Here is a 12,592-nt window from a genome sequence, read left to right as displayed (position 1 = left end):
AGGAGACGTAGAGGATCCTAAAGGCGGTGTTAGAGGAGTAATACCTTCTAAACAAAAATACAAAAAAATAAATTCAACTGATGCATAATGCGACCAAATACCATTATAATTAGAGATTAATTCGATATACGCACATTAAAATGATATCTGAACAAATAAAAAGTTTTATTTCTTTTATACCTGGAATAATTTTAGCTCTTGTACTTTACCTATTATCTGATGGCATAAACAATGTAATTGGAACTGAATTGTTAGGTTATGAAAAAAGTCCAATTTCTACAGTTATGATAGCCATTGTGCTTGGTATTATTATGGGTAACGCTTTTATTCCAAGACCAGGATTTAAAATTGGATTACAATTTACCCAAAGTTATATTCTAAAATTAAAGGCTCATCAGCATCATCCATATCTTTAAAAGAATGATCAATCATTTCTAGTGACTCAAAATTCTCTTCCATTTTTTCAGATTGTTGATCCTCATTTAAATTTCGATATCTAGCTCTTTGTCCTTTAGCATAATGTCCTGTAAATCTATTTTTTGAATTTCCTGTAATAACTAAATCTTCATTTACTTCAAGGTTCATGAGACTTGTGTGGGTAGCTGGGTTAGAGGGGAGCAAGTCTACCAATAATGAACTTCCATCTGCTCTTACCATTCTTCCTTTCCAGTTTAGGAGATTGGTTTTTAACACACTAGGAGAACCCGTTTTATCAACACCATCAAGAAGAAACAATCTATTGTCTAAGACAGCACCAGCAATCACATAATTAAATCCTGTTCTGGTTGGGAAGAATGGGATACCATTAGCTTTAGTACTTAGTAAGATAGGATTGGTTTCTACACCTGCATAATTAAGCATTGCTACTAGCATTAAGTTGATATCTGCAACATTTCCTAACCCATCTGCATACGCCTTTTTAACACCTTTATCTGTATACACACCGTAGTATTCATTCCAAGTCATTTTTGATTTGACAAAATCAAAAACTTTTATCATTCTTTCTTTGGAGGTTGCAACCCCAGACAACAAGGCATCTATATCTTCCTTAAAATATTTTGTGATTTCTAATTCTTTCCCAAAGTTATCTGACTTATAAATTTTTGTTGCTACATCTTCCCAAGATGTGGCATAGTAGCGTACTTCTGAATTCGGAAACTTTGTATATGAAAGTTCAAACTGTAAAGCTGATATATAATTATTTAGGTTTCCAGCAAATGGTTCCTCTTTAAGAGCGGGTAAATTTTCGAGATTTACAATATATCCGTTTTCTGTAAGATCAAGCTCCCTTGTTCCTCTCTCTACCTCTGTAGCTCTTGCTAATGCCTGTCTTTCATACCTATATCTAATTGTACGGGCTTTTTGCTCCGTTTTTAACCCTAAAGGGATTCCTCCTTTTCCATGAGTTCTGTACATGAGATATTCTGGGGCAAAAAATCGCATTTCTACTTTATCTACAGGAATACTTTCTTGAAAGCGAAATTCATTTATCGTAGTATAGAAGGGAGAGGTAAAAGTATATTTAAATTCAATGATAGAACCATCTTGTATGTCTGGCATTGTAAACTTTTTAATTGTCCAATTTTTACTTTTCTCTTCTTCAAATATGCCTTTGTTTTGAAGCTTACTTTCTTCAATTTTTCCATCTATCAGATTATAGGTTACGGCTTTTAATGAAGTAACTGTTTCTTCTTCACTTGTACCTTGATACATTCTTACTTCTTGATTAGCAAAATCATATCCATCTTTATTATATATTTTAATACGCTCTTGATGCTCCGTTATCACAACAAAACCACCATCTTGAGTATAATTGAATTTAGTGTCTGTATTTCTGTATAGTATTGCAGCATTAGCTTCTGGATCTGATTTATGAGAAGTTGCTGCGAGTTCTTCTTCAGAGACTTTTCCGAATTTATAATTTTGAGCAACAATAGATTGTTGGAATACAACAAAACTTACAAGGAGTAGTACGTATTTTTTTATCATAGTATATTAAATTTTGGTAAGAACAATTTTTTGATCATCATAACGGACAATTTTTCTTATAAATGATCTAAAACTTTTATATTTTTCTTTTGAAAAAGTTCCGTCGTACATAGAAAATTTTCTGGTATATTTTACATGGGTATCATCTAAGCGTTCAAAAGTTAAGTCATACATCCCAAATTCGCTTTCTAGATGAATATTTTCAAATGAATCTTGTAATGTATAGATATCTGGAACAGTAACACTGACTTCATCTTCATCCACAAAACCTCTATCTATATATAGTTCAAGATCTCTTTCTTTATACCTTTTTGGGATATTAGTATATCTATTAACTGCATTGAGAGAGATAAGCATTTCTTCACCTGCAAAAGAGGCATAATTATCGGCTGAGAAAGTAATCTTTTCATTCATTACAACATCTCTCCTATTATTTTCTAGAGCGATACTATCTATTTTCATATTATTAATATGTCGCCAAAAATTATAGTAATGCTTTTTTTGATCACTATCTATTTGGTTTTCTAAAAAATAACGATCATTGTATTGTATTCCTTTAGACTGGATAGTTACCGTTGCTTCCAAAGTTCCTTCTGGAGTAATTTTGCAAATTCCTTTTAAATATTGTGTGTTTTTTGAATAATCATAAATATCCGTATGTACTATTTTACCTCCTTCTGGTGTAATAATGACCACATCTCTATCATCTGTAAAATCACCAATAAATCCAAAAGGAATATCCTGACTTGTACATTCCAACCATACATAATCTTCTCCATCAGGAATACTTAAAATAGCATGATTTCCTTGCATAGAAACAAAATCTGGTTGAATATCCATCTTATCATCTCCAGCGTATAATATAGTGTAATAGGAAGGAATCTCAGCTACCTCTAATAATGATTTGGTATAGTTTGTGAGCGCCTTACAGTCTCCGTATCCTAGTGCATCTACTTCTGATGCCAGCATGGGCTTCCAGCCTCCTATCCCAATTTGCACACTAATGTATCGCGTTTTTTCTTGCACATATTCGTATATCTTACGAGCTTTTTCAATTTTACTAGTCTCTCCTGCGACTAAGTTTCGAATCTCATTTTTTGTTTCTGGAGATAAGTCTCTCGTCCCTTTTAAAAGATATTCATCTATCCATTTGCCATAACTAGCCCAATCTTCTGCAGTCCCGTCAACTCCTGAAAGGTGAAATTTATTTAATGCAAAAATCACTTTAGGTACTATTTTTTTAAAACCAGGACTATACGCTTCAGGAACATAGGCTTTATAATTCTTTACTGAGACTTCAATTTTACCAGGAGATTTGTTAATAACAATCTGTTCATTAGGATTTAGTATTTTGTGTTTTAATACGAAATCTGGAGCATACGTCAAGGTATATGTGCTCTTTGCCGTACTACTTTGATAGGTGTCATTAGGATACCAAAAAGGAATAAATGCTGTGTCATTACTAACCCAAGAAGAAGTAAACACAACTGTAAACGGATACGATACTGGTGTATATTCTAAAAATTTAACTCTAGAATCAGAAAAAAGGGTTCCCCCACTTACAGCACTAACATCTTTAAAATCATTTTTCTTAAACTTTTTTATTTCGCTACCGCTTTTATCATAAATGACTGCTTCGAGTTTTTTAATACGTGAATTTTTATCATAACCAGCATAAGCATCGATATCAGACACCCCCCTTTTATTCATCACTGTAACTACTCTATATATCTCATATTCAAGGGTTCGCTGATCAGGAATATGCACTGTTATTTGTTCATCACGTATAATACTATCTGCATTTTCCGTTAGATGACTAGGCAGTATAATCGATTGTAATTCTAACGGATTTTGAGCAAATAATAGCGTAGATTGCAACAAGATGCAACACAAAAGAAGTAAGCGCATTTTTTTTGAGCAAGATAAAACTAGTTAAAGAGATAGCAAAAATTTATTCTCTGTTTTTTGAGTCAATGGTAATAGTCACAGGGCCATCATTTAGTAAGCGTACTTTCATATCGGCACCAAACTCTCCAGTGTACACTTCTTTGGTACGCTTTCGCGAAAGCGTACTTACAAAATTTTCATACAGGGGAATGGCAACTTCTGGCCGAGCGGCTTCTAAAAATGAGGGGCGATTTCCTTTTTTTGTGCTGGCATGTAGTGTGAACTGACTTATCACTAGGAGGTCTCCATCTATGTCTTTTATCGATAAATTCATTGCGCCATTTGCATCGCTAAAAATACGCAAACCTATAATTTTATTAGTCAGCCACTCGATATCTTCCTGTGTATCTTCATGAGTGATTCCTAGTAAAACCAGAAAGCCTTGTGCTATACTTGACTTTACAAGATCATTAATAGTGACAGATGCTTCAGAAACGCGTTGTATAATGACTCGCATAGCTTAGTGAGATGGATAGTGATCTTTACGGTACTGCTCTTCGTCACCCTCCATGATTTGAACATAACTTTTATAACGAGACCAATGCAACTCATCATTATCTAATGCCTCTTTGACAGCACATTTAGGCTCTTCTAGATGGAGGCAGTTATTAAATTTACACTCACTTTTTAAGGCAAAAAATTCAGGGAAGTAATTTCCTATTTCTTCTCGTTCCATATCAACGATTCCAAATCCTTTAATTCCTGGAGTATCAATGATTTTTGCATTAAAGCTTAAATCATACATTTCTGCAAATGTAGTGGTATGTTGTCCTTGCATGTGCTGTTCACTAATCTCTTTTGTTTTAAGATTCAGGTTAGGTTCTATTGCGTTTACAAGTGTAGATTTTCCAACACCACTGTGCCCGGTAAAGATATTTACTTTTCCTATCATTTGTTTCTTCAACACATCTAAATTGGTGTTTTTTAGCGCTGAAATCCCTAGACATTCATACCCAACGTCTCTATACATGGCTGCAAGAAATTTGATTTCAAGCAACTCATCTTCGGTGTAGGTATCTATCTTATTAAAGAGTAAAATGGCTTTAATTCTATACGCTTCTGCAGAGATTAAGAAACGATCAATAAACGCAGTAAACGTAGGAGGATTATTTAACGTAACGAGTAAAAAAACCTGATCAACATTTGACGCAATAATATGTGTTTGCTTAGATAAGTTTACAGATTTTCTGATAATGTAATTATCTCTTTGATGGATGTTTGTAATAACACCCGTTTCTACATCACTTTTGGTATCTAGATCAAAGTCTACAATATCTCCTACAGCGACTGGGTTTGTGCTTTTTATCCCTTGAATACGAAACTTCCCTTTGATACGACATTCATACCACTGACTGTCTTCCGTTTTTACGGTGTACCAACTTCCTGTAGATTTATATACGGTTCCTGTCATAAATTAGAATTATGCAAAAATAGTCACTTTTTAGATAGTAATTTATTTAAATTGCAATTGTATTAACTATATAAACATTAATTAATTATGAAAAAAATATTACTAATTGTTGTGATGATAGTTCTTCTATCTTTTGAAATGCAAGCACAGCAATACGAAGTAAAAATTGTAACTTCTGTTGAATCTATTGTTCCAAATGGTTTAGGACGTAGTCGCATTATCTCTGCAAATGACTCTAGAGATTATAGAGAATTTACGTCTACGCAAACTGAAGAAGACAATACACGTAATAAATCTAAAAGAGATGAGATTCGAGTAAAAGGGTATGATGAAACAAAGCTTTTAAACTTTTTCAACATTGGGGGGATTCGTTTTCAAAACATTGCTTCTAATGATGCGCTTATTGAATCTAAAATTAATGATATGCTAGCCCAAGGATGGGATCTAGCCTTTGTAGCTAGTGGTGTAGAAAGTGAGGCTGGAAAAGGCGATGGACAAGGAATTTTTATTACTCGATATATTTTTAAAAGAATAAAGCAGTAATTAGGGTAAAATAAAATACTAATTAAAAAGGCTTCCAACGTATAAAATCAATGGAAGCCTTTTTTGTATGAAGTATATAGACAGGCATCTATAAAACTACCAATACTATTATTTAGAAAGTGCTATTTTCTGTTGGTGATTAATAGACTCTTGGTGTACTGCTTTAAATACTCTAAGAATAAACTCTTCACTTAGATTATGTTGCTCTCCTTCAAGAATCATTTTTCCTAGAATCTCATTCCAACGTTTTGTTTGTAGTATCGCTACATTATTATCGCTTTTGAGATGTCCTATTTGATCTGCAATTTTCATACGCTTTCCGAGCGATTCAATCAGTTGATGATCTACGACATCTATCTGGGTACGTAACGTATTAAGTTTGTTTTTATATTCAATCTCATTGCCTTCTGTCTTTCTTATTTTAAGATCAACCATCATCTTAATGAGAGTATCTGGTGTAATTTGCTGTGCCGCATCACTCCAAGCATTATCTGGATCATAATGGGTCTCTACCATTAATCCGTCATAATTTAGATCTAAAGCTGTCTGGCTCAGGTCATGAATAATATCCCGACGTCCCGCTATATGAGATGGATCTAAAATTAGCGGAAGATCTGGAAAACGATTTTGTAAGTCAATCGCTATTTGCCATTCTGGATTATTTCTGTAACGTGTTTTTTCATAGGTAGAAAATCCTCTATGAATCACACCTAGATTTTGAATATCTGCTGTATAAAAACGCTCTACAGCTCCCAACCAAAGAGATAAATCTGGATTCACTGGGTTCTTAATCAGTATGGTTTTGTCTGTTCCTCTTAACGCATCTGCGATGTCTTGGACAATAAAAGGAGATACTGTGGTACGTGCCCCAATCCATAAAATATCTACATCATGTGCTAGCGCTAATTCTACGTGGTTTGCATTTGCCACCTCTGTAGTGGTCAGCATTCCTGTTTCTTCTTTTGCTTTTTGAAGCCACTTTAATCCTAAAGCACCTACCCCTTCAAAATTACCAGGACGTGTACGAGGTTTCCAAATACCCGCTCTTAAAACAGTAGCATCTGTATCTTTAAGTTGGTGTGCAATTTTTAAAACCTGTGCTTCTGTTTCTGCGCTACAAGGCCCTGCTATTACAAGTGGGTGATCCAAGTTAAAGGCATCTAACCAATTTCTAAGTTCTTTTTTATTTTCCATAGTGTTGCATGTTTATACCTCTTCAGGCTTATTCTATTCCTTTTAATATTTCTTTAATATGATTGGTATTTTCCATTTCTTGGTACACCCCGTTAAAGTCGTCTTCTTGCATTAATTCTTTAAAATGCGCTAGGTTGGTGATATACTCATCTAGCGTCTCTAAAATATTCTCTTTATTTTGTTTAAATATGGAGGTCCATGTAGTAGGGTTACTTTTTGCTAATCGTACTGTGGATGCAAAACCACTTCCTGCCATATCAAAAATGTCGCGTTCGTTTTTTTCTTTATTGATTACTGTTTTTCCTAGCATAAAGGCACTTATATGTGATAAATGAGATACGTAGGCTATATGCTTATCATGAGATACAGGATCCATATATCGAATACGCATTCCTATAGATGTAAATAAGTGTAACGCCTTTTCTTGAAGTTTAAAACTAGTTTTCTCCACTTCACAAATTATATTTGTTTTTCCTATGTAAAGGCCTTCTATAGCTGCCATGGGTCCTGAAAATTCTGTACCAGCAATAGGATGGCAGGCTAGAAAATTCCGTCGTTTCTCATGGGTAGCTACACCAGCACAAATAGATGCTTTGGTAGATCCCATATCCATAACCAACGTTTGATCCCCTATATGATCTAACACTTCTGGAAGTACCTTTACGGCAATATCTACAGGAATAGAAAGCACGACTAGATCTGCAGCCTCTATAGATGTGATCGTAGCTTCGGCATCAATCAATCCTATTTTTATAGCTTCAGCAATATGCTCAGGAGTTGTATCTATTCCGAAAATCTGGGCTTTAGGATATAGTCTTCTCAAATCCCTCGCAAAAGAGCCTCCAATCAATCCTATTCCTATGATGTAAATTTTTTCCAAGTGTTTCTTATTTTTTTAAACGCTTTCGCGAAAGCGTTATTAAAATCGGTCAATAGCATTTCTTATTTGGTCTTCTGTAACACACAAACTAAAACGGATATACCCTTCTCCTTGAGTTCCAAATATAGTTCCTGGAGTTATAAATACATATTTTTCTACGAGTATTCTATCTATAAACTGTTCTGCATCAATCCCCTCAGGAAGCTTTGCCCACACAAAAAGTCCTACACTGTCTTCTGAGTAGGTACACCCTAACTTTTTTACCAGTGTATAGATAAGATCACGACGCTTTCTATACACCTCATTAATAGTTACAAACCATGATGGATCGAGTTGCAAAGCAGCAATAGCGCCTTGTTGAATCCCATAAAACATCCCGCTGTCCATGTTTGACTTTACCTTTAAGATATGATTAATATGCGTTTTATCACCCATTACCATTCCGACACGCCAACCAGCCATATTAAAACTCTTACTTAACGAATTGAGTTCTAAAGCTACTTCTTTGGCACCTTCAAAAGCGAGGATGGAAGTTGGGTGATCATTGAGAATAAAACTATACGGGTTGTCATTTATGATGAGGATGTGGTTCGCTTTCGCGAAAGCGATTAATTCTTCAAAAAAACCTTCCTGAACAGTGGCTCCTGTAGGCATGTGCGGATAATTAACCCACATCATTTTTACCTGACTCAGGTCCTGTTGCTGCAACGCTTTAAGATCTGGTAACCAGTGATGATCTGCATCTAAATCATAAAAAACAGGAATGGCTTCGACCAACTTTGTCACAGCGCTGTATGTAGGATAGCCAGGATTAGGAATCAACACCTTATCACCTGGATTGAGAAACGCCATACTAATGTGCATGATCCCTTCTTTAGACCCCATTAAAGGCAGTACCTCGGTCGCTGGATCTACCGTTACTTGATAGTGCTTTTTATAAAAATCTACCATCGCTTCTCTCAACTCAGGAATGCCTGTATAACTCTGATATTGGTGCGCTCTAGGGTTTTCTAGTCCTTTTTTCAAGGCTTCTACCACTGCTGTAGGAGCGGCTACATCTGGGCTTCCAATGCCCATATTTATGATAGGATGTCCAGCCGCTTCTAGGGCACGAACTTCTTTAAGCTTACGCGAAAAGTAATACTCCTTGGTTTCCTGTAATCTATTTGCTGGTTGTATCATCGCTTCCTATTGTTATATTCTCCCAATACTTTAAAATCTGTAGACATAATAGCTAATACCTTTTTTGCTTTTTCATAATCACTATACGCATTAAAAGTAACATCTACAAAAAACGCATATCGCCAAGGTGTTTCTATAACTGGCATAGATTGTATTTTGGTTAAATTGAGTTTGCAATCACTCAGCACATTGAGAATCGTTGCGAGACTGCCTCGTTTATGGTCTGCGGTAAAGCAAACCGAAGCCTTATTGCAATCTGTACTAATTTGTTTTTCTTTTGTGCTTAAAATAAAAAAGCGTGTCTCATTATGCTTAATGGTTTGTATTTGAGGAGCTATAATGTGTAAGTCATAAATTTGAGCGGCTGTAGCACTTGCAATAGCAGCAATGCCTGTAAGATTTTCTTCTTGAATTTGACGAGCTACAGCTGCAGTATCTGTAGCTTCTACTAATTTGATAGAAGGGTATTGTGCTAGAAATTTGCGACATTGAATAAGCGCCATAGGATGTGACCACACCTCTTTAATATCGGTTATTTCCTGTCCAGACAATCCCATAAGATGGTGTTGTACATCTAGATAAAACTCTCCTTCTATCGTAAGTTGATGTTGATCTATGAGTGCATAGTTAGGGAGAATAGCTCCTGCTATAGAGTTTTCTATAGCCATCACAGCTGCTGTAGCATTTCCAGCAACTAACTGATCTACTAGCACTGGGAAAGACATACATTCTATCACAGGTACTTCTGTCTCAAAAAACTCTTGAGCTACTTTATGATGGAAAGATCCTTTTACGCCTTGAATTGCTATTTTCATAAATTCCCGCGGAGACGGGAATCTCATTCCCAACATCCGACTTTCATTTTATTCCCGCGAAGGCGGAAATCTCATCCCACAATCGACTTTTATCTCGAAAGCAAGAATCTTATTTTTAAACTTATTTTTTAAACAATTCACTCAATGATCAAAATTACACTAGTCTTTGTAAAACTCCCATTTCGTTAGAATTTCTTAAAACAAAAAAAGTCCTAATAATTACATCAGGACTTTAAAGAGTTTTTGAGTGTTATTTATCACCGTAACCGTCCCGATTTCTTCAGCCCGAAGAAAAAGAAATAATTGTTCCAGTAATAAACGTTTGTAAACATTATGAATTTGTTATGGGATTAAAAATAGAAAAAAAAGTAAGGTTAGCAACATTAAAAAACTATTTTTTATTATTTTTTTCAATAGCTTCAATTTTCAGACGAATTATTGTTAATATGATAATCGAAATTCTATATATTATAAAATACGTAACGTTCTTATTCGTTAGATTTGTAAAAAGTCCCAAGTATGTCTATCGTTGTCAAAAATATTACAAAAACGTATGAAGTTCAAAAAGCATTAGACAGCGTTTCCTTTACATTAAAGAAAGGTGAAATTGTTGGTTTCTTAGGTCCCAATGGTGCTGGAAAAAGCACGATGATGAAGATTTTAACTACCTACCTTACCCCTTCTGAAGGAACCGCTTCTGTAAATAGTTATGACACGATAAAAAACACTCAAGACGTACGTAAATCTGTAGGATATTTGCCAGAACACAATCCTTTATACCTAGAAATGTATGTGCGAGAGTACCTTGCTTTTAATGCACAAGTACACAAAACGCCAAAAGAGCGTATAGAAGAAGTCATCCAACTTACAGGACTCACTACAGAGGCACATAAAAAAATAGGACAACTCTCCAAAGGATATAGACAACGCGTCGGACTTGCCAATGCCTTATTACACGATCCAGAAGTCTTGATATTAGATGAGCCTACCACAGGACTTGATCCTAACCAATTATTAGAAATAAGAGGACTTATCAAATCTATAGGAAAAGAAAAAACGATATTAATGAGTACGCACATCATGCAAGAAGTAGAGGCGATATGTGATCGGGTAATTATTATCAATAAAGGAAAAATTGTTGCAGACAAAAAACTTCAAGATCTTAGAGAAGGACAACAACAAAAAGTAATTGTAGAATTTGATTACCGAGTAGAAACAGTTGCTTTGGAACGCTTAGAAAAAGTAGCTTCTGTAAAGAACACGCATGACTTTATATATGAGATCACGTTTAGCACACAAGAAGATATGCGCTCAAAAGTATTTGACTTTGCTCATGATAATGAGCTTAAAATTTTACAACTTAATCAAAAGAATGCGAGTTTGGAAAGCTTGTTTACGGAATTAACAACCTAACAAAAAGTTATAAATACATTTAAAATACTTTATTCAAGTTCTTATTGTATAAAGGGTGTCTATAAATTCGGTGTAAGTAGCTGCTTATTTTTATTTCCTTTTCAACCAATTTCAATAATATCAAAGAGTAGTTTCTTTACAGGAAGTTAACTTTGTTTTTACTTAGATTTTGAGGTTTTGAGGTTTTGAAAACTAAATTCTTCTATTTGACTTTGCGATACTTCTGCAAGTTTACTAAAGCAATACATTATATTTTGTTTAATAATTTCTTAAATTACATAAACAAGTAAGTAATAAATAGTATCTTTATGCTAACCATCAATAGAAGTCTAATTAAACAATCAGCTATGACACAAGAATTAGGGAATGCAAATTTTGAGAACTTTATAGGAGTAACCGAAGGTTTTTCAGAAATTGCTTATCAATTTACATCACATATTCTAACCCTTGGATATGCCGTGATGCTCGCAGGTTTACTCTACTTTATCCTTACCATAAAAAATGTAGATAAAAAATATCAAATGTCTAATATCTTATCTGCAGTGGTAATGGTATCGGCATTTTTACTCTTGTACGCACAAGCTCAAAACTGGTCAAATAGTTTCACGTTTGACTCAGAAAGAGGTAGATATTTCTTAGATCCAGGAGGAGATCTTTTCAATAATGGATATCGATATCTCAATTGGTTAATAGATGTACCGATGTTATTATTCCAAATCTTATTTGTAGTAAGTTTAACCAAATCAAAATTTAGTTCTGTACGTAATCAATTCTGGTTTTCTGGAGCCATGATGATTATAACAGGATATATAGGACAGTTTTATGAAGTAAGCAATCTTACTGCATTTTTTGTATGGGGAGCCATTTCTTCTGTATTCTTTTTCCATATCCTTTGGGTAATGAAAAAAGTAATTAATGAGGGAAAAGAAGGAATACCACCAGCTGGACAAAAAATACTTTCTAATATTTGGATCTTATTTCTAGTATCTTGGATGTTATATCCAGGAGCATACTTAATGCCTTACTTAACAGGTATTGATGGCTTTTTATATAGTGAAGATGGCGTTATGGCAAGACAGCTAACATATACCATTGCAGATGTATCTTCTAAAGTAATCTACGGTGTGTTACTAGGGAACCTTGCATTACAACTAAGTAAAAAAGGAGATCTTAAAGTTTAATTACCGCATAAAAAAAGAATATGAGTTTATATGATCT

The 12,592-nt window shown here is 34.5% G+C and carries 12 protein-coding genes; 4 read left to right on the top strand and 8 right to left on the bottom strand.

What is annotated here, in order from left to right; translation table 11 throughout:
• The first annotated feature begins 140 nt into the window (after positions 1-140).
• Complete coding sequence (locus Q0505_RS04150) at positions 141-416, top strand: hypothetical protein (protein WP_299209224.1); 276 nt, start codon at positions 141-143, stop codon at positions 414-416.
• On the opposite strand, the gene Q0505_RS04145 is transcribed toward Q0505_RS04150, so the two are convergent.
• The 4 genes from Q0505_RS04145 to rsgA are packed head-to-tail and all read right to left on the bottom strand — an operon-like array spanning position 361 to position 5,347.
• Positions 361-1,989 (bottom strand): DUF3857 domain-containing protein, encoded by a 1,629-nt coding sequence (locus Q0505_RS04145; protein ID WP_299209221.1) that lies wholly within the window; start codon positions 1,987-1,989, stop codon positions 361-363. The two genes, Q0505_RS04150 and Q0505_RS04145, sit on opposite strands and share 56 nt — an antisense overlap.
• 6 nt (positions 1,990-1,995) lie before the next feature.
• Positions 1,996-3,897: a DUF3857 domain-containing protein gene (locus Q0505_RS04140; protein ID WP_299209218.1), complete on the bottom strand. Its 1,902-nt coding sequence runs from the start codon at positions 3,895-3,897 to the stop codon at positions 1,996-1,998.
• 43 nt (positions 3,898-3,940) lie between these two features.
• On the bottom strand, positions 3,941-4,393 hold the full coding sequence (gene dtd, locus Q0505_RS04135; protein ID WP_299209215.1) for a D-aminoacyl-tRNA deacylase: 453 nt from the start codon (positions 4,391-4,393) through the stop codon (positions 3,941-3,943).
• 3 nt (positions 4,394-4,396) lie between these two features.
• On the bottom strand, positions 4,397-5,347 hold the full coding sequence (gene rsgA / locus Q0505_RS04130; protein WP_299209212.1) for a ribosome small subunit-dependent GTPase A: 951 nt from the start codon (positions 5,345-5,347) through the stop codon (positions 4,397-4,399).
• 87 nt (positions 5,348-5,434) lie between these two features.
• On the opposite strand from rsgA, the gene Q0505_RS04125 reads away from it, so the two are divergent.
• Positions 5,435-5,890 carry a hypothetical protein gene (locus Q0505_RS04125; protein WP_299209209.1) on the top strand — a complete coding sequence of 152 codons (456 nt, stop codon included), beginning with the start codon at positions 5,435-5,437 and terminating at the stop codon, positions 5,888-5,890.
• A gap of 108 nt (positions 5,891-5,998) precedes the next feature.
• Here the strand turns inward: Q0505_RS04125 and Q0505_RS04120 are convergent, their stop codons facing one another.
• Genes Q0505_RS04120 through Q0505_RS04105 form a run of 4 tightly spaced genes read right to left on the bottom strand, consistent with a single transcriptional unit; the run spans position 5,999 to position 9,961 of the window.
• The gene (locus tag Q0505_RS04120; protein WP_299209206.1) at positions 5,999-7,084 is read right to left on the bottom strand and encodes a chorismate mutase; all 1,086 of its coding nucleotides are present in this window, start codon (positions 7,082-7,084) and stop codon (positions 5,999-6,001) included.
• Between the two features lie 28 nt (positions 7,085-7,112).
• On the bottom strand, positions 7,113-7,964 hold the full coding sequence (locus Q0505_RS04115) for a prephenate dehydrogenase (RefSeq protein ID WP_299209203.1): 852 nt from the start codon (positions 7,962-7,964) through the stop codon (positions 7,113-7,115).
• 39 nt (positions 7,965-8,003) lie between these two features.
• Positions 8,004-9,146 carry an aminotransferase class I/II-fold pyridoxal phosphate-dependent enzyme gene (locus tag Q0505_RS04110; protein ID WP_299209200.1) on the bottom strand — a complete coding sequence of 381 codons (1,143 nt, stop codon included), beginning with the start codon at positions 9,144-9,146 and terminating at the stop codon, positions 8,004-8,006.
• The gene (locus Q0505_RS04105; protein WP_299209197.1) at positions 9,143-9,961 is read right to left on the bottom strand and encodes a prephenate dehydratase; all 819 of its coding nucleotides are present in this window, start codon (positions 9,959-9,961) and stop codon (positions 9,143-9,145) included. The genes Q0505_RS04110 and Q0505_RS04105 overlap by 4 nt, the downstream gene beginning before the upstream one ends.
• A gap of 519 nt (positions 9,962-10,480) precedes the next feature.
• On the opposite strand from Q0505_RS04105, the gene gldA reads away from it, so the two are divergent.
• Complete coding sequence (gene gldA, locus Q0505_RS04100) at positions 10,481-11,374, top strand: gliding motility-associated ABC transporter ATP-binding subunit GldA (protein WP_299209194.1); 894 nt, start codon at positions 10,481-10,483, stop codon at positions 11,372-11,374.
• 347 nt (positions 11,375-11,721) lie between these two features.
• Positions 11,722-12,555 (top strand): bacteriorhodopsin, encoded by an 834-nt coding sequence (locus Q0505_RS04095; RefSeq protein ID WP_299209191.1) that lies wholly within the window; start codon positions 11,722-11,724, stop codon positions 12,553-12,555.
• Positions 12,556-12,592 lie beyond the last annotated feature (37 nt).

Origin of the sequence: uncultured Dokdonia sp., assembly GCF_937910895.1 — a bacterium.
Classification (GTDB): Bacteria; Bacteroidota; Bacteroidia; order Flavobacteriales; family Flavobacteriaceae; genus Dokdonia.
Note: the sequence above shows the minus strand (reverse complement) of the source record. Positions and strands in the feature narration are given on the sequence as shown.